Source organism: Nitrospira moscoviensis (genome assembly GCF_001273775.1).
Classification (GTDB): domain Bacteria; phylum Nitrospirota; class Nitrospiria; order Nitrospirales; family Nitrospiraceae; genus Nitrospira_D; species Nitrospira_D moscoviensis.
Window position 1 is genome coordinate 103,699 of sequence record NZ_CP011801.1, and the last position, 26,359, is coordinate 130,057.

Here is a 26,359-nt window from a genome sequence, read left to right on the forward strand (position 1 = left end):
ATCTGCGTACGAAACGGTTGCCCAGCGAGTTGTAAACGGGGTTTGGGTAGAGACGTCTGTCTTCCACCAGCGCGGAGAAGTACCGGAAGGAACATAGACATGAGAATCGTCTTGGGCTCGATACTGACGATCAGCACGTGGGCGATCATTCAATTCGTGGGGGCGTCATATGCGACAGCCGGCACCCAGGAGAAACCTCCTTCCACGCGGACACCCGTCGTTCTGAAATCCCTCTTAGGCCTCGAGAATCCCAATGACCGTCTTCTTGCTGGAAACGTATTGACCGAAGGGCAGATCCAGCTCGGAAGACTGTTGTTTTTCGACAAGCGGCTCTCCATCGACCGATCAATTGCTTGCGCAAGTTGCCACATCGCTACAACGGCGTTTACGGACTCTCGCCCGGTCTCAAGAGGGGTCAGAGGTTTGACTGGCGACCGTAATGCTCCGACGGTCATCAATCGTGTCTTTGGCAAGCAGCTGTTTTGGGATGGGCGCGCAGCCACGCTGGAAGAACAATCCCTCGGTCCGTTAGTAAACTCCGTAGAGCATGGGTTTCTCGTTTACGATGACGTAGTGAAGACGCTCAGGTCCATTCGGGGCTACCGCAAGTTATTCATGGAAGTATTTAGCGAAAACATCACTATAGAAAATGTTGGGATCGCTCTCGCAAATTTTCAACGAACGATATTGTCCGGCAATAGCCCTGTAGACCGTTTCGATTACGGTGTCGACCTCAACGCTTTGACGCAGTCAGCCCAACGGGGATTTCGTGTCTTTCAAGGAAAGGGCCGTTGTATACGATGTCACGCGGGACCAAATTATACAGATGAACAATTTCATAATTTGGGAATTGGTTGGGAATCGAGTCACGTGGATTTAGGACGATATGCCATAACCCATCAGCCTGAGGATATTGGAGCATTTAAAACACCTACCTTGCGAGAGATCTCCCGTACGGCCCCATATATGCACGACGGTCGCTTTAACACCTTGAGGGAGGTCATCAATTTCTATAACCATGGGGGAGTAAAGAATCCGTTTCAAGACAATACGATCGGTTCACTATTTCTTTCGGACGAAGAACGAGAGGATCTTGAAGCATTTTTAACTGCTCTAAATGGAGAAGGGTGGCAACATGTTCTGCCGCCGGCGTCTTTCCCAAAGTAACGCCTGAAAGCTAGCGCTAAACCCACCTCCTCAATGGCCATAACGAAATGGGCCGCTGCTCTCGCCTCCAAAGCACGAGCGGCGGCCCGAATGTGGGCACCAACACACCGTAGGAAAGGGTGCCACAAAGGGCATATCTACCCTCACTCTTGGGAAAGATGTCACAATGCGGACATTCGGAAAGGACCGCTATGATCGGACTCTCGCAGATGTCGTCCTACCGGATGGGGGCAATCTCAAACAGCAACTCGTGAAAGTAGGAATGTGTTGGTGGTATTGCAAATATGCACCGAGAAATGCGGTGTTAGAGGAGCTCGAAACAGACGCAGGGGAGAAGCGAATGGGGCTCTGGGCTGAGGCTCAGCCCATTCCGCCATGGGAATGGCGGAAGGCTAAACGCCCCCCCACGCCTTACGTGATCCGGTTGACGTCATCCGACTCATTATTTAACGTAGCCTGCTTTCGGATCTCGTCCTGGTGGTGTTGCCACCGCTGCTTGAGTTCCTGGATGTCCTGACGCACGCGCTCCTGCTTTTCTGATGAGAGCGGGTCAGAAGAGAGCATAACAGGGATAATCGCCGGGGTGATGCTGTGCGGGTTCTCGAGTTGTCTGCTCATCGACACCCTCGTTTTGGTATGATCCCAGTATGTACGAATCCTCTCAACAACCCGAGGTGCCCTCACGGCTCCATGTGATACTTGAACCGCGTGCCGGTCATTCCCTCCAGGAAATCCTCACAGCATTGGAACACCTAGACGCCACTGAGATTGATCCGATCAGCGCCGAGTTTGTTTCAGCTGAGATCCACGCAAGCTCAGTGCCCTGCCTAGAAACTATTGCGTTCGTGGAAACAAAGAAACCCCACGGGCCAGCTTAACGACAAGCCCTATTCAATCATTAAGGTGGTGTTACCTGCGAGCCAGGTCTAGATAGTGTTGACGCCGCTTCAAGATCTCCTGGACCTCTTGGCGTACCTGTTCCTGCTTTTGGGGTGAAAGGGGCTCAGCGGAGAGGCGGACATGAATAATGGCCGGAGTAAGGTTACGAGGGCTGTCTTGTTGTCTGCTCATCTCAATGAAGTCTTCATCCTTGTGGGATGAGACCTCTCTCGCCAGACCGAATGGAATCTAGAGACATCCACAGGATCGTCCGAAGGACGGTGCTCCATAAGCTGATCAACTACCTAGCCTCAATCTTCCGCCTTCCGGATCGTGCTCACGGAGCGAGCCTTTCGACTGGCAACGGTTTTCTTTTTCTGAAGTGGCGCGTCTACGGGAAGTGGAGATCGTTTAGTCCTCTTCAAGAGCTGCTCCACGCGAGCGTTTCCGGCCGTGGTTCCAAGAATGGAAAGCGGAGTTTTGTTCTTGAGCGCCCGATGTTTACGGATCAGCCATGCCGTTGCTGCGACTTCGCCACCCAATACGTCACTTACCCGCTGCTGTAGATCAAAGGCCTCCTGTGTCGCTTGCGTGCGTATTCCGACCCAAGCCGGCCACTGATTCCGACGCAAGTCGGCCACCCATTCCGACGGAACGCGGCCACTGATTCCGACCGGAAGTCGGCCACTGTTTCGAGTCTCCTCGGAATCGGTGGCCGACATCCCTCGGAATAAGCCGGCGATCCGCCACGGGCTCCTGTCGGAGCCGCCCGCGACACAGGTCCTCCTCAACCTGGGTATCGTGTCCCCTCCATTTACTAGGGGGGAGGGACTGATGCCAGCGGAGCGAGTGACCATGCGAAAAATCAAAGACCTATTGCGACTCAAATGGGCTTGCGGGCTCAGCAACCGACAAGTCGCGGCCAGTTGTGGGGTGGCGCGCAGCACGGTGGCGGAAACGCTCTATCGCGCCACGGCGGCTGGGCTGTCCTGGCCGTTGCCGGAAGAGCTGGATGACGCGCAGCTGGAAACCCGGCTGTATCCGGCGGCCCCCTCGCCGACCAGCCCGCCGCGGGCCATGCCGGACTGGGCCACGGTGCATCAGGAATTGACGCGCAAGGGCGTGACCCTGGCGCTGCTGTGGCAGGAATACAAAGCGCAGCACCCCGACGGCTATCAGTACAGCCGCTTTTGTGATCTCTACGGGGCCTGGCGCGCCACCCTGGATCGGTGTCTGCGGCAGGAGCATCGGGCGGGCGAGAAACTCTTCGTCGATTATGCCGGCCAGACCGTGCCGGTCCAGGATCGGCAGACCGGGACGATTCGACAGGCCCAGATCTTTGTCGCGGTTCTTGGTGCATCGAGCTACACCTATGCCGAGGCGACCTGGACCCAAACGCTCCCCGATTGGACCGGCTCGCATGTCCGGGCCTTCGCCTTCTTGGGCGGTGTGCCGGAAATCCTCGTGCCCGATAATTTACGCAGCGGCGTCACCAAGGCCTGCCGGTATGAACCGGAGCTGAACCCCACCTACGCCGATCTGGCCCGGCACTACGGCGTCGCGGTAATCCCGGCGCGGGTGCGCAAACCGCGGGACAAGGCCAAGGTCGAAGCGGGCGTGCTGCTCGTCGAACGCTGGATCCTGGCCTGCCTGCGGCATCACCCCTTCTTCAGTCTGGCGGAGCTCAATACGGCCATCGCCGCCTGTTTGGACCGGCTGAATCGCCGGCCCTTCAAAAAGCTCCCTGGCTGTCGGCAGTCCCAGTTCGAGGCCGTGGATCGGCCGGCCTTGCAGCCGCTGCCGACCGAGCCCTACGTCTATGCCGAGTGGCGGATCGCCCGAGTGAATATCGATTCGCATCTTGAGGTCGAGGGCCACTACTACAGCGTCCCCTCCGCCTTGGTCCATCAGGCCCTGGATGTCCGGCTCACGGCGGCCACCATCGAGTGTTTCTACAAGGGGCAGCGGGTGGCCAGCCATATGCGGAGTGCCGAGCGCGGCCGCCACACCACGGTCACCGCGCATCTCCCCTCGGCGCACCAACGCTATCTGGCGTGGTCGCCCTCCCGGCTGATCCAGTGGGCGGAGACCGTCGGGCCCGCGACCGGCACCGTCGTGGCCGAACTCCTGGCGCGGCGGCCGCATCCCGAACAAGGCTATCGCTCCTGTCTGGGGATTCTCCGCCTGGAGCGGACGTACAGCGCAGCGCGGTTGGAGGCCGCCTGTCGGCGGGCGCAGGTGCTGGAGGCGTTCACCTATAAGAGCGTGCAGTCCATTTTACAGACCGGCCTCGACCAGCAGCCGCTCCCCGAGCCGGTTCCGACGGTCCCACTCCCGCATGCGCACGACCATCTGCGCGGCACCACCTATTATCAACAGGAAGGAGGGTTCTGATGTTACGTCATCCCACACTCACGGCGCTGGAGGCGATGAAGCTCACCGGCATGGCCACCGCTTTGGCGGAACAACTGGAGATGCCTGAGGTGCAGCGGCTCAGCTTCGAGGAACGACTGGGGCTGCTCGTCGATCGCGAGTGCACGGTCCGGGACAATCACCGGTTGGCGCGGCGGCTGGCCCAGGCCCGGTTCCCCGGCAGTGCCACCTTGGAAGATCTCGATTATCGCCATCCGCGGGGGCTGGAGAAAAGCGTCATCGCGTCCCTGGCTACGGGGCAGTGGATTCGTCAGCATGACAATGTGTTGATTGTGGGGCCCACCGGCGCGGGCAAGACGTATCTGGCCTGTGCGTTGGCCCAGATGGCTTGCCGGCTGGGCTGCTCCGCCTTGTATTTGCGACTGCCGCGGTTCTTCCGGGAGCTGGCGGTGGCCAAAGGCGATGGCCGCTATGGGCGCCTGCTCCGGAGTCTCGCGAAGACGGACCTCGTGGTCCTCGATGATTGGGGGCTGGCTCCCTTAACTGACGAACAGCGCCGCGATCTGTTGGAACTCCTTGATGATCGCCACGGGCGGCGGGCCACCCTCGTGGCCAGTCAACTCCCGATCGATCACTGGCATACGGCGATCGGGGAGCCGACGCTGGCCGATGCCATTCTTGACCGGCTCGTGCACAACGCCTATAAGATCACGCTCAAAGGAGAATCGATGCGCAAACGGCTGGCAAAATCGGACGGAAGTCGGCCACTGAAGACAGACCACTGAGGCCCTGCGTCGCGGGGCTCCGAGGGGTGGCCGGATTCGCTCGGAATCGGTGGCCGGATTCAGCGGAATACACAGCTTGCGCGTCGATCATCATAGTTTTGGTTTTGGCACGCGATGCTCTACCACTTTTTGGCGGTTGAGGGCACTCACTCTCCGCATACGAGGGCGGCAATCCTGTTGTCAGGAAGAAGACCTCATCGACGAACATCTGTTGTGTGCGTGGCGGCAGTTTTGGCAAAGCAATATCGAGCCAATCTTGCATGGCCTCGTCAGTGAGTTTCTTAATGCCACTAAACTTTTGCACTGCTTGGCGATACCCCTGCATCATACCCATCGTCATGCGATCCTCCGTTCGTTTCTAGTCTTCTGGCATATGAGAGGTGACGATTCGATTGAGTGTGGCACGAGTCGCGGGAAGGCGGTGTAAATTAGGTTGAATGAGGTGTCGGTATCCAGATTGTCTGATGAGCTTGTTTATTGAGATGCGGTGATGTCCTGACAGAGCTGGAAGTAAGGGTTGTCTTTCAAGAACATGGACAAGAAACTGATCTCTTTCTATCCAGTCGACTCTCGTGTGTGATCCAGCCAGACGAGGGATTCTCGGCCGACGAGGTTGAGCGATGAGCCAGGCATGATCATGTCGAAAAAGCCAGTGGTAGAGTCGGCGCTCTTCTCTTAATTCGGATCCTGAAAGGGGGGTCAGGTGACACAAAGTTATCCAGCTCTCTCGTGCTAAGGCAAGTGACGCTCCTGCGGGCCGTTCCGGGCGTCCGCGCCAGGTGCGTTTGCGACCCGGTGTGGCGGCCCGTCCATGCTCTCTTCTCCATACGGGGAGTTTGAGCCGGGCAGCATGCAATGACAGATTCTTTTCTGCGATTCCAACCTCTTGAGAAATGAACTGCAGCGTAAGTTCTGCTGTTGACCAGAGGCGCTTGAACTTGCCATCCCATAAGGCCCCATATTGGGCTACACGGGTATAGCTATACTGAGCGAGCGGTCCCCAGTCTGGTCCGACTCGTACATACTGAAATCCACAGTCACACGAAAATGTTGCCACGGGACGTGCGCCATCCTTTTGCACATCGATCGAGCACTTCGTGACCACCGGAGTCCGGTAATGTGGGGCAATGGGATTAAGGCACGGCCATGGGCCAATACCGAAAGCTTCAGGTTCGGGTGGCATGTGAAAGAAATCTTCCGCTGTCGTTCCAAGTAATTGGATCATGAGCAAATGGTACAGGGGGGGCAATCCTCCCCGCGGCTTGCGCAGGAGGCTAAGAAGGCCTCTTCCTGAGGTTAGGCGCCCAGAGGTGCCTTCGTTTCGAGATAGCATTGCCATGGGGATTGTCTGATGGATGCGCGCGAGGAGTTTACCAATCGAAACCTTTCCTCGATAACTGCTGAGTCCTTGTTCTCTGAGTAGAAAGCGATAACGCTTCCACAGCGCTGAGTGATCGACAGAAAGAGAGGGTTGCTGGAGAAGCCATTCAGCATCATGGACCAGCTGGAGAAGGAGGCTTCTGCCTGGTTCGTGAGCAGAAAGTGAACGACTCTCTGCGGTAGGTACTGTGTCTTGGGCAAGCGAGAACGTATGCCACGCGCCGAGACTCCGGGTTGGCGCAGACGTTGACTCAAGCCAGACCTCATGCCTTGCACACACTTCAATGCCAGGAACTTGATGCAGACGGTGCCAATAGCACTCGCCATACATGGTTCGCTCCTCCATGGCACATTCCGGGCAGAACCGTAGAAATTCCGGTACTGTCACACTATCTCGTCTGGGGTTGAGAGGGGGCCGCCGGCACTTCGCTAAGCCTTTTTCAATCACCTTCAGAAGATTACGGGCCTGTTGTGGCTGCAGAAAAGGGGCATAGATGGGAAACAGGGTGTGATTGTTTACAAGGTCGACCTGGGAAAGTGCTAAGCACGGCTTCAACTTCGCTGCGAAATGTTCGATCCCATAGCCATAATCTGTAGAGACAGCGGTGCTTGGGGATCCAAATAGGTCCTCCATGAGTGACTGGATGGAGGGATGCCGCATACGCGTACGGTATCGAGCTATCCAGCTATAGAGTGTCTCGTCCGAATACGGGACTGGCCACGGCGCAATCATCCAAAGACTCCTGCTTGATAGCGGCAACGCGAATGGCAAGGGCTTTCACTTCTGCGAGGATGGCGTCCAACGACATGTGGTGCGCACAGTCATGCCTTCGGGGTGTTTCCGCTGGCTGTCGTGTAAAGAGATGGTCTGGGAAAAACCCCTGGTTGTTCTCTGGAGGGGGGCCTGGATGTTCTGGCATCACACCAATCTCCTTGAACGACAGCCAGGCGACCTTTAAAGGTGTGTCTGGGCCGTAGGCGGCTAACATATCGAGCAGCCCGCAATATGGATTGTCGCTGCGAATGCCACCTGGCCCGATCCACGTGACCTTCTTAAAATACTCTTTGAGGTGCTTCGGTGTGGACCATGGCAGACGCAACTGTTGTTCAGCAAGCCGCGCGGTATAGAGCTTGAGCTGCTCTAGCGGCATCACATCGCTGCCGTGTGTATGCAGCAGCTCATCGGCGAGGAGAGCCAGTTCATGACACCTCACATCCTTAGGTTTGTGTTTATCGACTAGCGTGAGCGCGACCTCTTGAACCGCTTGCTCTGCCGAACGAGGGGCAAGCTGGCTATAACTTTTCCCAAAATTCACAATGGTACTGGTGGCAAGAAACGCCTGATGTGTGGCGCATGTTTGCACGCCCGGGATCTGATGAGCACGATGCCAGTACGTTTCTCCATACATCTTGCGATCCTCTTGGACGCACGCCCAGCAGTATTTGAGGTACGCGCTGGCGACAAAATGGCCAGTGAGCCAGGCAAACAATCCGTCGCACGGCAACGAAGCGCCCTCATACACGAACGTCCGGAAGTGCGTCAACATGTCGGCATCGACGAAATGCCGGTAGAAATTTAGCAGTGTGTGCTCGGAGATAAGCCGGCGGATCGTCAGCGGGTGCCATGGCGGCAACTCTCGACCGAAGGTACTTAGGTTGCGAGGCAGATCCCATCGCACCGGACCGCTCGATGTCCCCAAAAGAGTTTTAAAGCACACCACCGAAGGCTGGCGAAGCCTCTCTGCAAAGCGGCAACAGATGCTATACAGCAACTCTTCTGGATAGCCGTGAGGTAGGCAATGGTTCATCTTCTGCTCCACCATTTAAAGAGATGCAAAGCCAAGATCTTGCACCTGAAGGCCTGTATGCAGGGAGATCCCCGCTTTTTCACACTCTTGAGCTATCTGGCGTAACGTCGGTTCTGCGGGTGACGAGTCAGAATCTGTACCGGTATTCACCCGTTCGGCGGTCGCTGCGGGCACCTCGGCTGGGACGACGGTAGAGTCCTGTGATAAGGATTCATTGCTATGGGACCCCTTAGGCTTAGATCGGCCTGGTGTTGCTAGTGTCTGTTCTGCGTGATCCGATCCAGTAGTGGACGCGATTGTTGGTTCAGTTGGAACCGAAGCGTTAACGGGCTTTTCTGTATTGAAAAGAGACATGTCAGGTGGATAGACGTCTCCTAACTTCGTGAGATCCTCAAGTGTCACGTTGCCGCGTAAGGCATCAAGGACATGGCGAGAGCTCCGAAGGCTATCGTGTGCGACCGAACGGATGAGAGCCGACGTGATGCGTTCACGCCCCGTAGTAATGGCACGCCACTGGGCTAACATGAAGACTTTGATCGCGAAATCGGTGATGCCTTGGCATTCGTCAAACAAGACATCCATCAGCTCTGAGGTTATGGGCGTGTTATGACGGGTATATTGGAATTGCCACATGCTTTCGATCAGGTTCGCCCAATCCTCAGTGTTGCGATCCATGCGCTCCCACATAAAGTCGCCCTGCCCCGAGCCTCGCCGGATTTGTCGGAACTGCCGGGTCAGTAAGGGCCAAGAGGCAAAGGTCCCACCATAGATGATCGGAACACCGATGGTGTTGACCAAATGCACAAGGGCATTCAATAGCGCTTCTGACCCGCCGCTTGTGGCGGCATTGGCATTCTGCACCTCTTCGACGACGAGAACGCCCAGATTGTGATTACTCACAATCATTGCCATGACGGGCATCAACATATCGGCTGTGGTCATCCGTCGCACGTGGGTCTTGCGATAGGTAGTGCCAAGAATGTCGTCGACGGTCGTGATGAAGTTGAGGCATAGCGCCCGCAATGAACCGTCTGGAGGACAATCCATGTGTACCCAGACTAGCTGTTGAAAGGGAAATGGGTGCTTTTCATATTCCCTGTGAAGGATGACTTGCGGGTACGTGGCGAAGATCCGTTCTAGCGTGGTCGTCTTTCCCATTCCGCTCATGCCAATCATGGCAAAGCCCAAGGCCGTTGTTCTCTGCTCCACGGTGGGGGTCCGCATGCGGATGAGCGTTTCCAACTCGTCGATTTTGTTGTTAGCTTCACCGTAGTATCCCGGCTTGAACGGGTTGCGATAGGGCAGACTTCCTCGGATCACACGCGAAAGCCGTTGCTCTAGGTCGATGTGGATCGGAAGTGGCTCGAACCACTCGAGCATGTCGGCTTGGATCATGTGTAAACGATCTTCGGCACGAGCGGACCGATTCTTGGGATTATAGGCGGGCATTTTCGCGAGCGCGGTGATCGTGTCTTCTCGGGAGAAAATGCGTGGTAGGGCACGGATGGTCGGAATGTTGTACATCGGGATGTCCAAGAGGTCTTGGTAGTGAGCCATTTCCCACCGACCACGGCGGATAATCATAGGGGGGTGGATGGATTCTTCCATTGGGCGGCCCTCCTTTCTCGCATTTGGCGCAGCAGGTCATAGGGTTTGTCCGGAGGCACATACTCGTCCTGGCTGTCCGGCGGCGGAGGTCCTGGCTCTGCCTGCGGCGCCGGCAAATACTTGGCAACGTGTTGTTGTTGCTCATACTGTTGCTCGAGGCGCTTGTTGTGGCCGATGGCTTTTAACTGAGCCGATTTGCTGATCGATGGTACGTGGCTATCTCGGGCCTGGACCGCCGCTTCCACAATGGCTTCTTGCTTCGAGACGAAGCTAGCTGTCCGTTGGGTTTTGGACTGTTTGGCAACTTTCCCTTCTATGGAGCGAATCTTGAAATAATCTTCGACATCATACAAGTCTTGTCCCTGCCACGAGGTTTCATTGACACGTTCCAGCAACTGACAAGGCTCGAGAGTCCGACCGTCGTTCAAGCAAACAAATAAGATTTTGGTACTGCGTGGGTGGTAGGCGACATCGACGGTCCATTCTCGAAGAGAGGCTTTGACACACCATTGCTGTGTCAGTGCCGTCGAACACATGTAATAGAGGCTCTTAAAGCGAATGCCCTGGCGTGTGACCCGAGCGGTGTCTCGTGGGAGGAGACAGGCACGGACTTGGTCAGGAACTGCCGCGCGAAGCGCGCTAGACCCTTCTTGGACCCCCCAATTCCACAATGCTGCCGGGTACGGTGTGATGTGATCCTCGATCATGGCTTGCGTCAAGGGATAGCGATCGAGATGGTGGTGCAGATTGTACTGTTGAATACACCAGACCAATAATTCCCTGAGCGATCGTGGGGTGAGGGCTCCATCGAGGCGATAGTCAGGATCACCTCGGTCCCGATCGGGATGCACATAGCCAGGAACCCAATTGATCCTGTCATGCACGGTCCTGAAATAGCGTTCTACAAGTCCCTTCCAATCCGGTCGCAGTGGGGCGGCTTGATGGACGGGCACGCCGAGTTGCACCAGGCTTTCCGCGTTGTATCCAAGAAATTCTCCGTTGTCGGCAAGGATGGATTCAGGTAGGCCTTCACAGGGCCAATCATTGGGGGAAATGGTAATGCCAAGCCCCTGACAGAATTCCACCTTGTTACAGAAGGCATTTTCGAGCGCCTGCATCGCACCCATCCAGCTGGGTCCCTCCATGAGTACGGCGAATCCGGCGATCATACGGCTAAAGACGTCTACCACCAGATATATGACTGGCCGGCCGATCACGCGTTGGGGATCCAGCTGACTTCGCAGATAGATATCGCCGACCGTGGCATCGATCTGATAGAGGCTACCGGGGCCGATGACGAGACGATTGGGATTTCCTATGAGGGCGCGGTGTTGAAGATTGACACGATGACGGCCAACCTTGTTAAGAAGCTTTTTGGTTTCATCCAGGAATTCGGTCTGGTAGACGTATCTGGCCTGCTCGATCGTGGGAAGGACCGACCACAGTTGAGGAACCCATACGCCATTCTGTAACAGCATTTCCTGCACAAAATGTTTCCGCTTGATATCCTCAAAAGCGCTCGTAAACGTTCGACCATCTTTGTAGAACTCTTTGATCCCTTTGATGAGGCGCGCTCGGATGTCCGCATCCACATTAATGCCCCAGTCTGAGGACCGATTGGTCAACCAGGCATCAGACGGCCGCCCTCGCTTTTTGTCAGGAGAACAGGATTTCCGTTTGCCTTTCCCGCCGCGCAGGTGCCAATCAGGCAGAAAGCAGTTCTTCACACATCCGCCTTGCCAATAGCGGCGCAGGTATTTATAGATCTCTTTCTTCTTCCACTTATGGTCTTTCATAATCCGTGTGACGAAGGCACCGCGTTTCTGTCTACACAGCAGCGCTTCGAAGTGAATCTCTAAGAGGGGGCCAAGCACGGCGTGAATTCGGTCACGGGACGCTCGTTCATTCTCAGAAAGAGAAGACTCGTCTCGATGCAGGTAGGCGAATGGGTCGTCCGTGGTGATCTCAGCGCGTTGATAGGCTAGATCTTCGCAGAGGTCTTTCATGCTGCATGATTGCGGCATCCCTTTCTTGATCCCCAGCGAGATCGTGATGACAGAGTGTTTATCCGGTGATATCCAGAGGACACGCTTGATATCGACATAGAGGTCATGATTGTTCGGGTCTCTCCAAGCGATCAAGGATAACCGCAGTATGTCCATCGCGTCTCCTATGCCATCCGAAATGCTAAGGGTGCTCGAGGCCCTAGGGGCTGATGCATATCGAGAGGCCACGTGGCATTCGCTAATAGGTGCCGCGCCACCTGCATGGCGCTGCCTGGTTTCTGCGATCCAATGTGATCGCAGGGAGTGCACAGCTTAGAGAGGATTGTATGATGCGCGACTTCGGCGCGCAGATGTTGAGATACATACGCGATGAAATCATCGGGAAGATGCTGAAGCGCGCTCCGTTCGCGGTAGGGATGCAGAAAGCGATAGTTATGCAGCATCGCTGGTGTCAGATCTCTATCCGTAAAGAGGCGCCATGGAATGCCCCGGCGACGCCAGTACCGTCGTTCAATTTCGAGCTTATCGAGACTCCGCCCCTGCAAGTCGGAGACGTATTTGACGCTCCACGCTTCCCAGTGCCGCCCCATGCCTTTTTCTAGAGTGACAAATTGGTCTGTTGTGACGACAATACGACAGTCCGTTTTGGGAGCGGTCGGGTGTTTGATCCCAAGCTGATCCGCGATGTCAAAGCACTCTTCCCTGGGGAAGAGGGGGAATTGCTCTCTGATATCTAATACCGAAGGGCGAAACTCGTTATGATAAAAGAGGATGAGCTCAAGGAGGCTGAGAAGATGGTGGATACGGTGAACCTTCGTACCCCAAATGCGCGTGCGGAGCGAGGGGCCACGCACATCGAAGATCGTGTACCAAGGAAAATAGAGACCTCCTTCTCCTTGGCCACGGCCATTTTGAATCCAGCGTTGGATGAGTGCTTCGGTGACTTTTGGGATGGGTCCCGCCACAAAGCCCCTCGTACCCTGTTCAGTGCCCCCAGAAGTGTACACTAAAAGTATACACTTGAGTCAAGAAAAAACTATCACTCTGGCAGACAAACGAGTTCCTCTTCAGGGTCGACAATGGACTGAAGAGATGATCTGCTGGGCCTGGTTACTATCAAGACCTCGCCTCCACTATCAAAATGCAGAATACATGCTTCGTTCGTTTTGAGCGGAATCTCTGCTTGAATAGCCGCTAGGGCGCTTAACAGCTCAGGCCTCGAGGCCTTACGTTGCCGCATTTGTCTTAGCAGGGACCCGTATGCGGCGTGAGAGGAGAGGTGACGTGACAACAATTCGACATGCCATCCTCGCGCTAGCCATTCAATTTCGGCGGGGCTGACTGCTAAAACGTGGGCTAATGCCTTTAGGACCTTCGGACGGGGCGCAGGTTTTGCTCCGTTTTCAATTGCGCTCAAATAGGTGGCAGAAAGGCCGCGTCCTCTGAGAAGAGTCGAAACCTCGCGCGCTAACTCACGTAGGCCGAGGGTTCGTTCTTCACGAAGCCGACGAAGGTGTCTCCCAAAGCGTAGCTGACGTTCGCGATCTTTCATGAGAAATATGAATTCAGTCGATGAGTTAATGAAAAGCAACCCATGTGCAATGCGAAGGCTGTTATAGCATCGTTTCTGGAGCAAGCAAGGGGGAACTAGCCAACAGAAGAGATTGGGAAAGACGGCAGGTAAACCGGCTGGTCAAAAAGTTTCCGTATTTATTTTAAGTTCCCATAATTATTCTTGGTTCCCTTAATTGTTTTTTTAAAACAGGAGTCTCAGGGCCGCGGGTCGAGCTCGATGAGCCCTTTGCGAATGGCGAGGATCGCCGCCTGCGTCCGGTCGTAGACTTGCAGCTTGTGAAAAATGTTGCGGACGTGGTTCTTGACGGTCTTCTCGCTCAAGTCCAGGTTGTTCGCGATCTCCTTGTTGGTTTTGCCGTCCGCCACCAACCGCAGCACCGTGATCTCGCGCTCCGTCAGATCGTGTTCGACCCAGGCCGGCTTCTTGCCCTTCTTCTGCGCCATCAACGAGAACTCGGCGAGGATCTTGCTGGCGACGGAAGGATGAATCAGCGACTCGCCCCGATAGATGGCCCGGATGGCGGCGACGATCTGGGACGATTCCGAATCTTTCAAGAGATACCCGGTGGCGCCGGCCCGCACGAGGTCGAAGATATACTGCTGCTCTTCGTACATCGTAAGGGCCACGATGCCGATATGCGGGAACTCGCGCTTGATCTGCCTGGTGGCCTCAACGCCGCCCATGCGCGGCATGCTCACGTCCATCAGAATGACGTCGGGCAGAAGCGCGCGGGCTTTTTCCACGGCTTCCATCCCGTCCTGCGCCTCTCCGACGACGTGGATATCTTCTTTCGTCTTGAGGATCGCCGCCAACCCTTCCCGGACGACGCGATGATCGTCGGCGATCAGCACCTTAATCTTTTCCATTGCCCGGAGCCTCCTTCTTGACCAGCGGCACTTCGACCACGATCTTCGTGCCCCGCCCTTTTTTCGATGTGATGTGCCCCTCGCCTCCGACCAACCGCGCGCGCTCCAAAATGCCTTTGATGCCGAAATGGTCCCACTTTTCCGGATCCCGGAGGACCGCCTCCATGTCGAAGCCGACGCCGTTGTCCGTGATCGTCACGCGCAACCGTTCCAGATCGATCTCCAGTTGAATGGACACGCGGCTGGCCTTGGCGTGCTTGCGCACGTTGCTGAGGGCTTCCTGGATGATGCGGAAGAGAAAAATCTTCGTGCGGGGAAACAGAATTTGCTCGTCGCCGCTCACCGAGAAATCGGCCTTGATGCGGGATTGCGTTTCGTACGACTTCAAATAATTCGTCAAGGCCGGGATCAGCTCCATCTTGTCGTAGTGCAGAGGGCGGAGATTGAAGATGACCTGGCGCGCCTCCTGAATGGCGAGCTTCAATTGCGCCTTGCTTTCCTTGATGGTCGCCAGGCTGGCCTTGGGATTCTTGCGGAGCAGCTGCTGGCACAGGTCGAGCTTGAAGTTCACGCCGGCCAGGCTCTGGACGAGCCCGTCGTGGATCTCGCAGGCGATCCGCGTCCGCTCCTCGCTCACCGCGGTGCCGGTTTCTTTGACGTACAACCGGTACAGCGATTGGTATTTGTTCAACGTCTTTTCGATTTCGGCCGTCGCCCGGATGCGGGCCTCGATCAGTTCCCACATGAACTTGGCGCTGGCACCGCCGATGATCGTCACGCCCATCCGGTGGAAGTCCTGGAGGAACTGCGAAACCTCGGCGTTGCCGGAGACATCGATGATCAAGTCCACCCGCTCCATCGCCAGGAGCTTGCGGTAGTCGCGCGTCACGGGAATCCGCAGGCGCTTGGCCAGGCTCACGCCGGGGGCCTGCGGGTCGATTTCCGCCACGCCGACGATTTGCACCAGCGGATCGTTGGCGAAAATCTCCATGAGGGCGGTGCCGCCCCGCCCCGCTCCGATGATGGCGACATGGGTCGCGGCTGGGTTCGAGGCCGTCCGTCGCAGGGGCGCTGATTTCGGTCTGACCGCGTTCATGGCGGGTCCTGTGTCGTGTGTCGAAACCGTCCGGTGACTGAGTGTCGGTGTGCGCATACGTCGACGGGAAGACGGCAGGGAAGAAACAAAAGCAACCGGAGGAGGCCTGTCACCGTTCGCGACGTTGCTGGGCCAGGGATTTCAGCTCGTCCATGAACTGGTCGATGTCCTTGAACTCTCGGTAGACGGAGGCGAACCGCACATAGGCAACCTGGTCCAATTGGTGCAGCTCCTTCATCACTTCCTCGCCCACGACCCGACTCTCGATCTCGCTTTCGCCCATTTCCTGGATGCGTTTTTCGATCCGATCGGTGACGGCCTCGATCGTGGCCGTGCTGATCGGCCGCTTCTCACAGGCTTTCTTCAACCCGGAGAGGATTTTCGTGCGGTCGAACGACTCCCGCCGGCCGTCTTTCTTCACGACGACGGGAAGAATTTCTTCCACCCGCTCATACGTCGTATAGCGGCGCTTGCAGCCGAGGCATTCCCGTCGCCGGCGGATGACCTCGCCTTCCTTGGCCATGCGCGAATCGACCACCTTGTCTTCGAGTTCGTCGCAGAACGGACACTTCACAGATGGCGATCCCGCCCTTGTGGATGTGGGCTAGTAGGAGTGGAAGATGGGAAAGCGGTCGCACAAGGCTTTGGCTTGCGCGCGGACCTCTTCCAGCACCGCCGGCTCCTGCCGGTGCTGCAACACCCGATCGATCAGCTCGACGATCTGTTTCATTTCCGGCTCGCGCATCCCGCGCGTGGAAACGATCGGCGTCCCCAGCCGGATGCCGCTGGCGACGGCGGGCGGTTTCTCGTCGTAGGGCACCGCGTTTTTGTTCACAATGATGCCGGCCGCGTCCAAGGCCGCGTCCGCTTCCTTCCCCGTGAGCCCCTTGTTGGTGAGGTTCACGAGCATGAGGTGGGTGTCGGTGCCGCCCGACACGATTGTGTACCCGCGCTCCATCAGCCCGTGGGCCAACGCCTTCGCGTTGGCGACGACTTGCTGCTGGTACCGCTTGAACGGCGGCGACAGGGCCTCCTTGAAGGCCACCGCCTTGGCGGCGATGACGTGCATGAGAGGCCCGCCCTGCATCCCGGGGAAGACGAACTTATCCACCGCCTTGGCATGTTCCGCCTTGCACATGGTCACGCCGCCGCGCGGCCCACGCAGCGTTTTATGCGTCGTCGTGGTGACGAAGTCGGCATAGGGGACGGGGTTCGGATGCAGGCCTGCGGCGATCAACCCGGCGATGTGAGCGATGTCGACCATCAAGTAGGCCCCGACGGATTTCGCGATGGCTTGAAAGCGCGGGAAGTCGAGCGTGCGGGCGTAGGCGCTGGCGCCCACCACGATCATGCGGGGCCGGCATTCCTCGGCGAGTTTCTGAACCGCGTCGTAATCGATGGTTTCCGTCTGCCGGTCCACGCCGTAGGAAAAGGCGCGAAACAGGATGCCGCTGAAGTTCACCTTGCTCCCGTGCGTCAAGTGCCCGCCTTGAGCCAAATCCATGCCGAGGATCGTATCGCCGGCTTTCAGCACGGACAGATAGGCCGCCATGTTCGCCTGCGAACCGGAGTGCGGCTGCACGTTCACATGCTCTGCGCCGAAGATCTGCTTGCACCGCTCGATTGCCAGCGATTCCACCGTATCGACGTGCTGGCAGCCGCCGTAGTACCGTTTGCCGGGATAGCCTTCCGCGTACTTGTTGGTCATCAACGACCCCTGGGCCGCCAAGACCGCCGGGCTGGCGAAGTTCTCCGAGGCGATCAACAGGAGCTTTTCGCGCTGCCGCGTCTCTTCCGCCTCGATCGCCGCATAGACGTCGGGATCGGTGGTTTTCAGCGCATCCAATGATCCGATGGCATCCCGCATGGAGTCTCCGTTTAGGCTGAGGCCGGGGCGGCCGTGTCCGCTTCCTGCTTCTTCACCACGCGAACCGTCACGGTGGCCGTCACGTCTCGCGGCATCTTGATGGGCACCGTCACGGTCCCCAGTTCCTTGATCGGCTGGGCCAGTTGGATCTTGCGGCGATCCACGGTAAAGCCCTGCGCGGCCAAGCCCTCGGCGATATCCTTGGCCGTCACGGAGCCGAACATCTTGTCGTCCTTCCCGACTTGCGCTTCGATCGTCAGCGTGACCGCTGAAACTTTTTTCGCGTGGGCCTCGATTTCAAGCTTTTCCTTCTTCGCTTTTTCAGCGGCCACCCGTTTGGCATGTTCAAACGCCTTGATGCTGCGGCTGTTGGCCTCCACCGCCTTGCGGCGAGGCAACAGGTAGTTGCGGGCAAATCCGTCGGCGACATTGATGAGATCGCCGAGGTGACCGACGCCTTCGAGCGTCTCCTGGAGAATGACTTTCATACCGCTAACTCCTTCTGTTGGAAAGGAAAAGAGAATACTGGGGCGACTGTCAAAAGTCAATTCGTAATCGCGGCGACAGCGCGCCCGTCGCGCGGTAGACAGCGGTCGGAGACGGCCTTTATCATAGGCCGGTTCGGCGCAAGACCAGCATGGCGGCAAAAGATCTGATTGAACTGTGGAGGGACCGGCTCGACGCTGATCGCCGGCGAGCCGGCGACGAAGGCCAAGATCGGCCTATTGTGGCGTCAGAGGCCCGCCACGTCTACACAATCGGCGGCCTTCATCTGTATGAGTTTGTCCTGCCGGCCGGTGTTGCACTGACAACAGATCTTCCCGTTTCCATCTTGCCGTCCGACGGGACCGAGCCGACGGAGGGGATCGTTCTTCGGCAAACGGGCGCCAACGCGTGGGTGCAAGTCGTGGATGCACTCGGGGCCTCGCTCGCCTCCGTGACCCTTATTCCCGATTTGAGCGGGCTGCTGGAAACGTCCGCCCAGCGGCTGCACCAGATGACAACAAAGGCGGACGCCTACAATTTGGGTCCCGCCGAACGGCTCGTTCCCCTGCTGCAGTCGGCCCAACCGGGAGGACTGCCGGGCAGCGCCTCGTCGTCATCGGTGCTGACCACGGTCTGGTTGGAGGATCCATCACTCCGCCGGCACAAGCTGGCCTCCCTCGCGATGGAACTGATCCGGGCCAACAAGCGGATCCTCCTGCTCAGTCCCGACCATCTCCAAGCCGATGAGGTGACCGGAGCCATCGCGCGGACGATGAAAGCCGGCGGGCTCAGCTACAAGATGTGGATCAGCCGTTACGAAATGGCCATCACGCCGCACAGCGCCGGCGTGCCGCTGCAGGAGCTGGGCTTCGAAGCGCAAATGCATCAGTTCTATGCCAAGGCCCGGGCCGAGAAAGCGTCGTTGCGGAAGAAGTACGAACGGTTTCGGGAGCTCACCCCGTTTCTGGCCTACAAGGGTCAGAAGCAAAAAGATCTCGACGAAGTGCGCCTGCTCGAATGGCGACTGCTCACGCAGCTCAGCGAGTTCCAAACCAAGATGGCCAGCGTCAAGACCACGTTGGCGGACTACGAAAACCTCCCGCTGTTGCGCCGCCTCAGCATGCAGGCCGTCGGAAAGAACGTGGAGTCGCTGCATCAATATCAACAGCTCTATGAGAAGCAGATCGGCGAGCTGACGAAGGAGCTCGAGATCGCCAAAGCGCGGATCGAAGAATTGATTCCGGAAGCGGCCGTCCCCCGGGATATGCGGCCGGAATTCGACGAGCTGAAGGAAGAAATCGCCAAGCTGGGCGGAACGAAGAAGATCCGCGAGTTGCTCGCTGCGGAAGAAGACACCAACCGCCAAGCCTTTATTCAAAACCGCCGGCTGGTCGTTGCCACGCCGTTACGGGTCGCGAGCGATCCACTGTTCAGCCGCGTCCGGTTCGATGTCCTGATCGCCGACGAAGCGCCGCAGATTCCCGCCCCGGCCCTGCTGGCGGCCGCAGGGCTGGTCCGGGAGCGGATCATCGTCAGCGGTGATCCAAGAGAGCTCAGCACGTCACGCCGGTGGGCCCTCAACGAGCTTGAAGCCCCGGCCGCGTCTTGATTCTCGTCATCTTGCTTGACGCAGCGGCCGGGAATTCAGGATAATCGCAACTCCTCGGTTTGTTCTTCTTTCGCGGCACGCTTAAAATGGCCTTGAATGAGGCCGCAGGGCGCCTGCGAAGATTGCATCGGGGATGTTCAAAAAGGCCGTTCAGCAAGGCCGCAGCGAACGAGAAGGCGAGGCGTACTCTTGGCCGGTACGTCGAGTCTTTGAGGCTCGCGAGAACGAAGCTGGCGGGCTTTTTCAACATCCCCTCATGCCGAAGTGGCGGAACTGGCAGACGCACTAGATTCAGGGTCTAGCGCCCGCAAGGGTGTCCGGGTTCAAATCCCGGCTTCGGCACCACACCAATTCAACTCCCGTAGCCGCCCTCCTAACCTCCTCACTCCTGTACGTTGAAGAGACGTGGGTCTAGCTACGCTGCGCCAGCAGCCGTTTCGAGACGAGATCTATCAGGCGGCTGTGAAGCGCGGCCAGATCGTCGAGCAGTTCTATCCGGTTTTCTCTTAGCAAGTGTTCGATCGCGCGGGCGCCGGCGCCTCCCATGGCGACGGGCCACTGTGCTGCCAACGGTGACAAGTCCTGCAGGAGCCGCCGGGTTGCCGCGTCGGATTTGATTTCGGTCAGCGAGAGCAGCACGAGATCCGGCTTGATCCGTTCGCAAAACGCCGACAGGTCGGATGCGGGGAGATTCGGCCCAAGATAGTACACGTGGCAGCCCCGCGTGACGGCAATGTAGGCCACGGCCTGCGCGCCGATTTCATGCGATTCGTCCTCGGGGCAGGCGATCAGCACGCGCGGCCCCAGCTCGTTCACGGGAAGCTGATTCATCACCGAGAACAACTTCTGCTGCACGAGTTTGGTCACGTAGTGCTCGACCGCCACGTTCACCCGGCCTTGATGCCAGAGCTCACCGACGCGTCGCTGCAACGGAAGCAGGATGCGCTGCACGGCCTCTTCGAACGGAATGACGGCCACTGCGCCGTTGAGTTTTTGCTCGAACCGGCTCTTGTCGAGCGGATCGAGCAGCGCGACGAGTTCGTCGAGCAGGTGACCGTGTGGGGTGAGCTGCTGCGGTGCGGGAGGAGCGGTCGCCCGCATGCGCTGTAGCACCGCCTCGCGCCCCTCCACCGCCAGCGCTCCGATCGATTGCCCGCGATCCAGCTCTTCCTTCAGAAAGCGAAGCAGCGCCACGTCTTCATCCGTGTATTCCCGATAGCGGTTGGCGCTGCGCAAAGGTTTGACAAGCCCATAGCGGCGCTCCCACACCCGGACGACATCTTTCGACAAGCCGGTCAGCTTGGAAACTCTGTGAATTCTATGTGTATTCATTTATTTATGAGCATACTATCCACCGCGTCCAATCTTTGTCAAATATTTTTACATTAACCATTGACAGATTGGACAACTATACTTTATACATTGGACATACATTGAACAAACAGTAAACATCACAATAGGAGGAAGATCATGGCAACGGCGTCGGACGCGAGAACAGCGAGGGAAGAACGGGACGGAACGAGAGACTGGTTCCCGACCGCTAATCAGATGAGCTGCGTTCGTTGCGGGGGACTCATGGTTCGCGAGTTCTGCATGGATCTGCTGAACAGCACCGGTGAGTTGGATTGTGCGGCTCGGCGGTGTGTGCAGTGCGGGGAGGTTGTCGACCCGCTGATTCTTCAAAACCGGCGAACTCAACACCACGCGGTGGGGCTGAGAGGAACGAGAGTCTCGCAGTCAGTCGGAAGTGTATCGGCGTAGCGCAGCCATCAACCCACCAGAATGTCCTGGTGCTTCCAAGGAGGTTTCCATGCGGAGTCACACCATCCTTCAGATCGGACTCGGAGTCGCCTTAATGGCCGGCTCTCAATCTATGGCGGCAGCGGCGGACCAGCCGGGCAGCGACAAGGATATGGTCCTGATCCCCAAGGGGGAGTTCACCATGGGGAGTAACGAGCATTCAGACGAACCGAAGCATCAAGTCGTGCTCGAGGCCTATTCGATCGATAGGTATGAAGCCTCAAATGCCCGGTACAAGGAGTTCATGAGTGCGACCGGTCACCCCGCGCCCGCCTATTGGGACGATCCTCGACTCAGCAAGTCCAACCAGCCCGTCGTCGGAGTGAGCTGGACCGACGCCAACGCCTTCTGCAAATGGGAAGGCAAGCGGCTTCCCACTGAAGCGGAATGGGAACGGGCAGCCAAGGGACCGGACGGCGACAATCACTATCCCTGGGGCCACAAGCTCGATCCTAAGAAAGCCAACTACGGACAGAACGTCGGACGCACGATGCCCGTCGATGCGTATCCGGAGGGCGCCAGCGGCTTCGGGGTCTACAACATGGCGGGGAACGTCTTTGAATGGGTCGAAGATTGGTATGACCCGAAATACTACAAAGGGAGCATTGCGCTGAATCCCAAAGGGGCCGAGAAGGGCTACAACTTTGCCAATCAGGGCCCGGTCAAGGTGCTGCGCGGCGGGTCGTGGTTGGCGCCGGAAACCTCCCTCCATACGAGCCACCGGTTCTGGAATCAGCCGGACAATAACTCCTATGGGGTCGGACTCGGGTTCCGTTGCGCGAAGTCCGTGGCGGCGATTTCGGATGAAGCCGCGCAAGCCGGGCGCGATGCTTTCATTGCGGCCCTCGTCGCGATGGGTGCTGAGAAGCATGCCGATGCGATGGCCTCGATCGAAAAGGCGCTGGCGGCGGATCCCGGCAACAAGGAATATCTCGCGACCCGGGATCTGATCAAGAAGAGCATGAAGAAGAAATAGCGGCGCCGCCGGTGGGCGCTGAAAAGAGCCTGCTCGAGGGCAAGTGTTCTAGATGGAGGATTGTGATGGAACCTGGAAGAACCATGACATGGGCTGCCGTCTCCGCGGTCCTGGCTTTGGCGACCGGAACGAGCCATGCCGAAGAATCGTTGATCCCCAACGATATGGTGTACGTCGCACAGGGGCCGTCGGTGATGGGGCTCGACAAGGAGCTGCCCGCGGACTCAGGCAAGAGGCTCACTCCCTATGCCCGTCGGATGAATACGCCTTGGTCCGCCGAGGCTCTGAACGATGAAGGACCAGCGCACATGGTGATGTTAGATTCCTACCTCATCGACAAGTACGAGGTCTCCAATAAGGAGTACGGCGAGTTTGTGAAAGCCCAAGGGCACCCCGCTCCCGCCTATTGGGATGATCCTCGCTTGAACCGGCCGGAACAGCCGGTGGTCGGGGTGAACTGGTACGATGCCCAGGCCTACTGTGAGTACCGGGGAAAGCGCCTGCCGACCGAGGCGGAATGGGAGAAAGCCGCCCGCGGTCCTCATGGCAATCTCTATCCCTGGGGAAACGAGTTTGACTCGGGGAAGGCGAACTACGGCAAGAATCACGATGCGACAGCCTCCGTCGATTCCTATCCAAATGGAGTCAGCTACTACGGGGCCTACAACATGGCCGGTAATGTCTTCGAGTGGGTTTCGGATTGGTACGACCCCCGCTACTACGGCCGGCTTGAAACCATGGTGAATCCAAGCGGTCCGGCCAAACCGATATGGATGGAAGGCACGGGGACCTATGTCGACCGGTTAACTGTGGGGGAAAAACGGGTCATTCGCGGCGGGTCCTGGATTGCGCCCGAAGGAACGGTCCGGGCGACGCACCGGTTCTGGAATCACCCGCTCAATAACAGCTATGGCGTGGGGCTGGGATTCCGCTGCGCGAAAGCCGCTCCGCCCGAGGTTGATCAGCGCGGATCAGGGATGCCTATGTCTCCGCCCTGGTGGAGATGGGGCGAGAGCGGTTTTCAGAGGCCCGGCAGGCCGTGGATCGTGGACTGGCCATCGATCCCAAGAACGTGGAGCTCCTCGAGCTGCGCCCGTTGATCGAGCAGTCGTTGAAGCAGTCGTGAGGCGACCTTACATCGTCCCCGTCACCGGTGTGATCGTATCGGAGGCATACAGATGAAGCACAGCACAACTCTCGTTCTGGGAATTCTATGCAGCGCGCTCGTGGGAACGGTGTCGGTTCAGGCCGGGCCCATTGATCCGGCCCGCCATCCGCACCCGGAGCAAGCCAAGGCGGTCCATGAGGCCGAGCATGCGGTGGACCACGCGTGGGAGGTGTATCACCGGGCGGCCTTGGGGGGAACCGTAGCCTCTCCTGCCCTGCAGGCGGACATTGAGCAGCATCTGCATGAGGCGAGAACCCTCGTGACTCAGGCCCAGGAGGCGGCCGAGCGGGGGGACAAGCGCCAGGTGGATCGTCTGGTCGGTGAAATAAAAATCCATACGTCCCAAGCCATCGAGGGGAGCAAGGAGCAGAAGAAATGACACCACGTCTGAGGAGGACAACAACGCGCTGGGGCCTCATCGCGGCGATCGTCGTCACCGCCTGCGCGGGAGCGTCATGGCCAGTCACGGCGGAGCCGCCGGCGGCTTCGAAAGAGCCGGACCCGGTTCCCATGGTGGCGATTCCCGCCGGAGAATTTCTGATGGGGAATCCGGAAGGGAAAGGCCGTGCCGATGAGTGGCCGCAGCGGTCCGTGTATCTCGATGCTTTCGCGATCGATCACGTCGAGGTGACGAATGAACGGTACATGGCCTTCGTGGCGGCGACGGGCCACAGGAATCCGCCGAATCCCTATGGTTCAGGTCCATTGACGTCCATCAAGGGAATCGAACAACTGCCCGTCGTGCAGACAACCTGGTACGACGCCAAGGCCTACTGCGGTTGGGCGAAGAAACGGCTCCCGACAGAGGCGGAGTGGGAGAAGGCCGCTCGCGGGACCGATGGCCGTCGGTTTCCTTGGGGTAATGAACCGGCGACGGCGAAGCGCGCGAATTTCGACCGGGAGTGGGTGGATGAAAAGACGTTGTACCCGGTCGGGTCTCTCCCTGATGGAGACTCGCCCTACGGGGTGAAAGATATGGCCGGGAACGCCCGGGAATGGGTCGCCGATTGGTACGACCCGGACTACTACAAATATGCTCCGGCCAGGAATCCTCAAGGACCGGACAAGAAGGGAGTGGTCCGGTCGATTCGCGGCGGCTCCTGGCACAGCCCGTTGGCCGACATCACGGCATCGGCGCGCGGTCGTGGAGGCTTTGCGCTGCAGACGCATGGCACCGGCTTTCGCTGTGCCCGCAGTCTCGAAGGGGAGGCCCAACAGAAATAGAGATAACAAGTGGGGCGTGATAGCGCTGAACGATCCTTGCAGGAATCTGGAGGCCGGTCTTCTTTCTCTGACCGGGAGGCGCCGCGACTCCGCACGGCGCCTCCCGCTGAGGCAGACGGGTCTTTCCCGCTGGAGGGACCCGTCCCCTCGGTGGGCACGAGGAGCGAAGGACATGAATGTCGCTGTGGTCTCGTCGGCGGCGAGATGGAGGTCGAGATGACAACGCTACTGATCTTGGCAGTGGTGGTCGGGACTCTGAGCGGTTTGGCGCAACGGCAGCGGTCGAGAAAGGTCGTCGTTGTGCGACGGTCGAATGGATAGAGCGCGCTCCGTGTCAAATAGGACGCCTCCGGTGACCTGGCGTTCCGGTTGTCGAGGGTTCCCATGGAGTCGAATGGGAGACCGGACCATTTTTCAATTTCCGTTTCGCACGCCGGCGACCTCTGCGCGCGCTGCGGGGGGCTGATGGTCGTGGAACACTACATGGATCTGCAGGACGATACGGGTCAGATCGGCATGACCGCGTTGCGTTGCACGAGCTGTGGAGAAGTGATCGATCCCGTTATCCTTCGGAACCGTGTCAAGCCGGCGCCGAATCTCCTGTACGGGGCGAAACAACGCAAGTACGCGCAGCGTGTCGATGAAGGTGATTCAAACGGTTCGGCCGGGGGGAACCGGCACCGGCAGTGAAGTGGGGCAGAATGACTGACGTGAAGCAAGTCCCAGTGGCGGTCGTGGTGTAAGGAGAACGACCATGCGCATTGTGCTCACCGGTGGAACGGGGTTCATCGGTCAGGCCTTGTGTCCCTTGTTGGTACAGGATGGGCACCAGGTCACCGTCCTCACGAGAAATGCCGGATCGGCGTCGCACTTGCTGGGGCCCCTTGTGGCGGCAGTCGAGTGGAACGGCCGGGACGCGGGACCCTGGGAATATAGTCTCGAGGGGGCCGATGCCGTCATCAACCTTGCCGGCGCGCCGATCGCCGAGGCCCGCTGGACCGATGCCCGGAAGGAGCTGCTGAGGAACAGTCGCGTGCTGGCGACCCGTCTCTTGGTCGAGGCCATGTCCCACCGGTCGTCGAAGCCCGGGACCCTGATCAGTGCCTCCGGGATCGGCTATTACGGCGCGAGTGACGATCGAGTGCTGGATGAGAGTGCGCCACGCGGTCGGGGGTTTCTGGCCGACCTCTGCCTCGCCTGGGAAGGAGAGGCGCGCCGGGCGACTGAGTTCGGGACACGGGTCATTCTCTTACGGACCGGAATGGTGCTCGGGCTGGAGGGTGGCGCCCTCCCGAAAATGCTGCGGCCGTTCAAACTCTTCGCGGGCGGCCCGGTCCTGCCGGGAACGCAATGGGTTTCTTGGATTCACCGCCGGGATCATATCGACTTGATCCATTGGGCGCTCGCCAACCCTGGTGTCTCTGGCCCGGTCAACGCCGTTGCGCCGGGGGCAGTCACGATGACCCAGTTCTGCGAAACGCTGGGACGAGTGCTCCGTCGGCCGTCCTGGCTGCCCGTGCCGGGCCTGGCGCTGAAGATCATGCTGGGTGAGCTGGGGACACTGATGACAACCGGACAACGGGTCAATCCGGCGAAGGCGCTGTCAGGCGGCTATGTCTTTCACTACCCCACACTGGAGCCGGCCTTGCGGGCGCTCGTTGCGACGGGCCAAAGGAGCCACTGAC

Annotated in this window: 24 protein-coding genes, 1 tRNA gene and 1 pseudogene; 12 read left to right on the plus strand and 14 right to left on the minus strand. The window is 58.4% G+C overall.

Annotated features, from left to right (window positions below; all coding sequences use genetic code 11):
• Positions 1–99 precede the first annotated feature (99 nt).
• Both NITMOv2_RS00450 and NITMOv2_RS24815 read left to right on the plus strand, forming a co-directional pair.
• Positions 100–1,167: a cytochrome-c peroxidase gene (locus tag NITMOv2_RS00450; RefSeq protein ID WP_053378026.1), complete on the plus strand. Its 1,068-nt coding sequence runs from the start codon at positions 100–102 to the stop codon at positions 1,165–1,167.
• Positions 1,168–1,222: 55 nt separating this feature from the next.
• Positions 1,223–1,510 (plus strand): annotated as a pseudogene (locus tag NITMOv2_RS24815) (thermonuclease family protein); the annotation flags it as partial.
• 68 nt (positions 1,511–1,578) lie between these two features.
• Here the strand turns inward: NITMOv2_RS24815 and NITMOv2_RS24330 are convergent.
• Entirely contained in the window at positions 1,579–1,785 is a 207-nt protein-coding gene (locus tag NITMOv2_RS24330; RefSeq protein ID WP_053378027.1) for a hypothetical protein, read from the minus strand.
• A 572-nt stretch (positions 1,786–2,357) separates the two neighbouring features.
• A complete protein-coding gene (locus tag NITMOv2_RS24820; protein WP_083447630.1) occupies positions 2,358–2,903 on the minus strand; it encodes an antitoxin Xre/MbcA/ParS toxin-binding domain-containing protein in 546 nt (181 codons plus the stop codon).
• Here NITMOv2_RS24820 and istA point away from each other — a divergent pair.
• The gene (gene istA / locus NITMOv2_RS00465) at positions 2,902–4,440 is read left to right on the plus strand and encodes an IS21 family transposase (RefSeq protein ID WP_145976116.1); all 1,539 of its coding nucleotides are present in this window, start codon (positions 2,902–2,904) and stop codon (positions 4,438–4,440) included. The two genes, NITMOv2_RS24820 and istA, sit on opposite strands and share 2 nt — an antisense overlap.
• Positions 4,440–5,204: an IS21-like element helper ATPase IstB gene (istB, locus tag NITMOv2_RS00470; RefSeq protein WP_053378012.1), complete on the plus strand. Its 765-nt coding sequence runs from the start codon at positions 4,440–4,442 to the stop codon at positions 5,202–5,204. The genes istA and istB overlap by 1 nt, the downstream gene beginning before the upstream one ends.
• A 358-nt stretch (positions 5,205–5,562) precedes the next feature.
• On the opposite strand, the gene NITMOv2_RS24825 is transcribed toward istB, so the two are convergent.
• From NITMOv2_RS24825 to rplI, 11 genes are all read right to left on the minus strand, one after another.
• Positions 5,563–7,317 carry a TnsD family Tn7-like transposition protein gene (locus tag NITMOv2_RS24825; protein ID WP_083447631.1) on the minus strand — a complete coding sequence of 585 codons (1,755 nt, stop codon included), beginning with the start codon at positions 7,315–7,317 and terminating at the stop codon, positions 5,563–5,565.
• The gene (locus NITMOv2_RS00480; protein ID WP_053378030.1) at positions 7,271–8,407 is read right to left on the minus strand and encodes a TniQ family protein; all 1,137 of its coding nucleotides are present in this window, start codon (positions 8,405–8,407) and stop codon (positions 7,271–7,273) included. The genes NITMOv2_RS24825 and NITMOv2_RS00480 overlap by 47 nt, the downstream gene beginning before the upstream one ends.
• Positions 8,408–10,000, minus strand: coding sequence for an ATP-binding protein (locus NITMOv2_RS00485; protein ID WP_083447632.1), 1,593 nt, complete (start codon positions 9,998–10,000; stop codon positions 8,408–8,410). It abuts the gene before it with no gap.
• Positions 9,973–12,162, minus strand: a complete 2,190-nt coding sequence (locus NITMOv2_RS00490; protein WP_053378032.1) for a Mu transposase C-terminal domain-containing protein — start codon at positions 12,160–12,162, stop codon at positions 9,973–9,975. The genes NITMOv2_RS00485 and NITMOv2_RS00490 overlap by 28 nt, the downstream gene beginning before the upstream one ends.
• 8 nt (positions 12,163–12,170) lie before the next feature.
• Entirely contained in the window at positions 12,171–12,971 is an 801-nt protein-coding gene (locus NITMOv2_RS22370; RefSeq protein ID WP_145976119.1) for a TnsA endonuclease N-terminal domain-containing protein, read from the minus strand.
• A gap of 74 nt (positions 12,972–13,045) precedes the next feature.
• The gene (locus NITMOv2_RS24830; protein WP_083447634.1) at positions 13,046–13,558 is read right to left on the minus strand and encodes a helix-turn-helix domain-containing protein; all 513 of its coding nucleotides are present in this window, start codon (positions 13,556–13,558) and stop codon (positions 13,046–13,048) included.
• 218 nt (positions 13,559–13,776) lie between these two features.
• Positions 13,777–14,448, minus strand: a complete 672-nt coding sequence (locus NITMOv2_RS00505) for a response regulator transcription factor (RefSeq protein WP_053378035.1) — start codon at positions 14,446–14,448, stop codon at positions 13,777–13,779.
• Entirely contained in the window at positions 14,435–15,544 is a 1,110-nt protein-coding gene (locus tag NITMOv2_RS00510; RefSeq protein ID WP_053378036.1) for a sensor histidine kinase, read from the minus strand. The genes NITMOv2_RS00505 and NITMOv2_RS00510 overlap by 14 nt, the downstream gene beginning before the upstream one ends.
• A gap of 109 nt (positions 15,545–15,653) precedes the next feature.
• Positions 15,654–16,118 carry a transcriptional regulator NrdR gene (nrdR, locus tag NITMOv2_RS00515; RefSeq protein ID WP_053378037.1) on the minus strand — a complete coding sequence of 155 codons (465 nt, stop codon included), beginning with the start codon at positions 16,116–16,118 and terminating at the stop codon, positions 15,654–15,656.
• A gap of 30 nt (positions 16,119–16,148) precedes the next feature.
• Entirely contained in the window at positions 16,149–17,390 is a 1,242-nt protein-coding gene (locus tag NITMOv2_RS00520; protein ID WP_420799884.1) for a serine hydroxymethyltransferase, read from the minus strand.
• A gap of 32 nt (positions 17,391–17,422) precedes the next feature.
• Positions 17,423–17,899: a 50S ribosomal protein L9 gene (gene rplI / locus NITMOv2_RS00525; RefSeq protein ID WP_053378039.1), complete on the minus strand. Its 477-nt coding sequence runs from the start codon at positions 17,897–17,899 to the stop codon at positions 17,423–17,425.
• A 149-nt stretch (positions 17,900–18,048) separates the two neighbouring features.
• On the opposite strand from rplI, the gene NITMOv2_RS00530 reads away from it, so the two are divergent.
• Both NITMOv2_RS00530 and NITMOv2_RS00535 read left to right on the plus strand, forming a co-directional pair.
• On the plus strand, positions 18,049–19,506 hold the full coding sequence (locus NITMOv2_RS00530; RefSeq protein ID WP_053378040.1) for an AAA domain-containing protein: 1,458 nt from the start codon (positions 18,049–18,051) through the stop codon (positions 19,504–19,506).
• 258 nt (positions 19,507–19,764) lie between these two features.
• Positions 19,765–19,851: transfer RNA gene (locus NITMOv2_RS00535), tRNA-Leu, on the plus strand.
• Positions 19,852–19,917: 66 nt separating this feature from the next.
• Here NITMOv2_RS00535 and NITMOv2_RS00540 read toward each other — a convergent pair.
• A complete protein-coding gene (locus NITMOv2_RS00540; protein ID WP_053378041.1) occupies positions 19,918–20,838 on the minus strand; it encodes a MerR family transcriptional regulator in 921 nt (306 codons plus the stop codon).
• A 478-nt stretch (positions 20,839–21,316) separates the two neighbouring features.
• Between NITMOv2_RS00540 and NITMOv2_RS00545 the strand changes: the two genes are divergently transcribed.
• The 6 genes from NITMOv2_RS00545 to NITMOv2_RS00570 all read left to right on the plus strand — a co-directional run bounded on the left by NITMOv2_RS00545 (position 21,317) and on the right by NITMOv2_RS00570 (position 26,358).
• Entirely contained in the window at positions 21,317–22,282 is a 966-nt protein-coding gene (locus NITMOv2_RS00545) for a formylglycine-generating enzyme family protein (protein WP_053378042.1), read from the plus strand.
• Between the two features lie 65 nt (positions 22,283–22,347).
• The gene (locus NITMOv2_RS00550) at positions 22,348–23,382 is read left to right on the plus strand and encodes a formylglycine-generating enzyme family protein (protein ID WP_238590427.1); all 1,035 of its coding nucleotides are present in this window, start codon (positions 22,348–22,350) and stop codon (positions 23,380–23,382) included.
• Between the two features lie 78 nt (positions 23,383–23,460).
• On the plus strand, positions 23,461–23,829 hold the full coding sequence (locus NITMOv2_RS00555) for a hypothetical protein (protein WP_053378044.1): 369 nt from the start codon (positions 23,461–23,463) through the stop codon (positions 23,827–23,829).
• A complete protein-coding gene (locus NITMOv2_RS00560; RefSeq protein WP_083447636.1) occupies positions 23,826–24,674 on the plus strand; it encodes a formylglycine-generating enzyme family protein in 849 nt (282 codons plus the stop codon). Before NITMOv2_RS00555 ends, NITMOv2_RS00560 begins: the two co-directional genes overlap by 4 nt.
• A 384-nt stretch (positions 24,675–25,058) precedes the next feature.
• Positions 25,059–25,364, plus strand: coding sequence for a hypothetical protein (locus tag NITMOv2_RS00565; protein WP_053378045.1), 306 nt, complete (start codon positions 25,059–25,061; stop codon positions 25,362–25,364).
• Positions 25,365–25,428: 64 nt separating this feature from the next.
• Complete coding sequence (locus NITMOv2_RS00570) at positions 25,429–26,358, plus strand: TIGR01777 family oxidoreductase (protein WP_053378046.1); 930 nt, start codon at positions 25,429–25,431, stop codon at positions 26,356–26,358.
• The last annotated feature ends 1 nt before the right edge of the window (position 26,359 follow it).

Coding starts and splice junctions, on each gene's coding strand:
- NITMOv2_RS00450 (WP_053378026.1), top strand. CDS start 100: ATGAGAATCGTCTTGGGCTCGATACTGACGATCAGCACGTGGGCGATC.
- NITMOv2_RS24330 (WP_053378027.1), bottom strand. CDS start 1,785: ATGAGCAGACAACTCGAGAACCCGCACAGCATCACCCCGGCGATTATC.
- istA (WP_145976116.1), top strand. CDS start 2,902: ATGCGAAAAATCAAAGACCTATTGCGACTCAAATGGGCTTGCGGGCTC.
- NITMOv2_RS24820 (WP_083447630.1), bottom strand. CDS start 2,903: ATGGTCACTCGCTCCGCTGGCATCAGTCCCTCCCCCCTAGTAAATGGA.
- istB (WP_053378012.1), top strand. CDS start 4,440: ATGTTACGTCATCCCACACTCACGGCGCTGGAGGCGATGAAGCTCACC.
- NITMOv2_RS24825 (WP_083447631.1), bottom strand. CDS start 7,317: ATGATTGCGCCGTGGCCAGTCCCGTATTCGGACGAGACACTCTATAGC.
- NITMOv2_RS00480 (WP_053378030.1), bottom strand. CDS start 8,407: ATGGTGGAGCAGAAGATGAACCATTGCCTACCTCACGGCTATCCAGAA.
- NITMOv2_RS00485 (WP_083447632.1), bottom strand. CDS start 10,000: ATGGAAGAATCCATCCACCCCCCTATGATTATCCGCCGTGGTCGGTGG.
- NITMOv2_RS00490 (WP_053378032.1), bottom strand. CDS start 12,162: ATGGACATACTGCGGTTATCCTTGATCGCTTGGAGAGACCCGAACAAT.
- NITMOv2_RS24830 (WP_083447634.1), bottom strand. CDS start 13,558: ATGAAAGATCGCGAACGTCAGCTACGCTTTGGGAGACACCTTCGTCGG.
- NITMOv2_RS00505 (WP_053378035.1), bottom strand. CDS start 14,448: ATGGAAAAGATTAAGGTGCTGATCGCCGACGATCATCGCGTCGTCCGG.
- NITMOv2_RS00510 (WP_053378036.1), bottom strand. CDS start 15,544: ATGAACGCGGTCAGACCGAAATCAGCGCCCCTGCGACGGACGGCCTCG.
- rplI (WP_053378039.1), bottom strand. CDS start 17,899: ATGAAAGTCATTCTCCAGGAGACGCTCGAAGGCGTCGGTCACCTCGGC.
- NITMOv2_RS00530 (WP_053378040.1), top strand. CDS start 18,049: ATGGCGGCAAAAGATCTGATTGAACTGTGGAGGGACCGGCTCGACGCT.
- NITMOv2_RS00540 (WP_053378041.1), bottom strand. CDS start 20,838: ATGAATACACATAGAATTCACAGAGTTTCCAAGCTGACCGGCTTGTCG.
- NITMOv2_RS00545 (WP_053378042.1), top strand. CDS start 21,317: ATGCGGAGTCACACCATCCTTCAGATCGGACTCGGAGTCGCCTTAATG.
- NITMOv2_RS00550 (WP_238590427.1), top strand. CDS start 22,348: ATGGAACCTGGAAGAACCATGACATGGGCTGCCGTCTCCGCGGTCCTG.
- NITMOv2_RS00555 (WP_053378044.1), top strand. CDS start 23,461: ATGAAGCACAGCACAACTCTCGTTCTGGGAATTCTATGCAGCGCGCTC.
- NITMOv2_RS00560 (WP_083447636.1), top strand. CDS start 23,826: ATGACACCACGTCTGAGGAGGACAACAACGCGCTGGGGCCTCATCGCG.
- NITMOv2_RS00565 (WP_053378045.1), top strand. CDS start 25,059: ATGGAGTCGAATGGGAGACCGGACCATTTTTCAATTTCCGTTTCGCAC.
- NITMOv2_RS00570 (WP_053378046.1), top strand. CDS start 25,429: ATGCGCATTGTGCTCACCGGTGGAACGGGGTTCATCGGTCAGGCCTTG.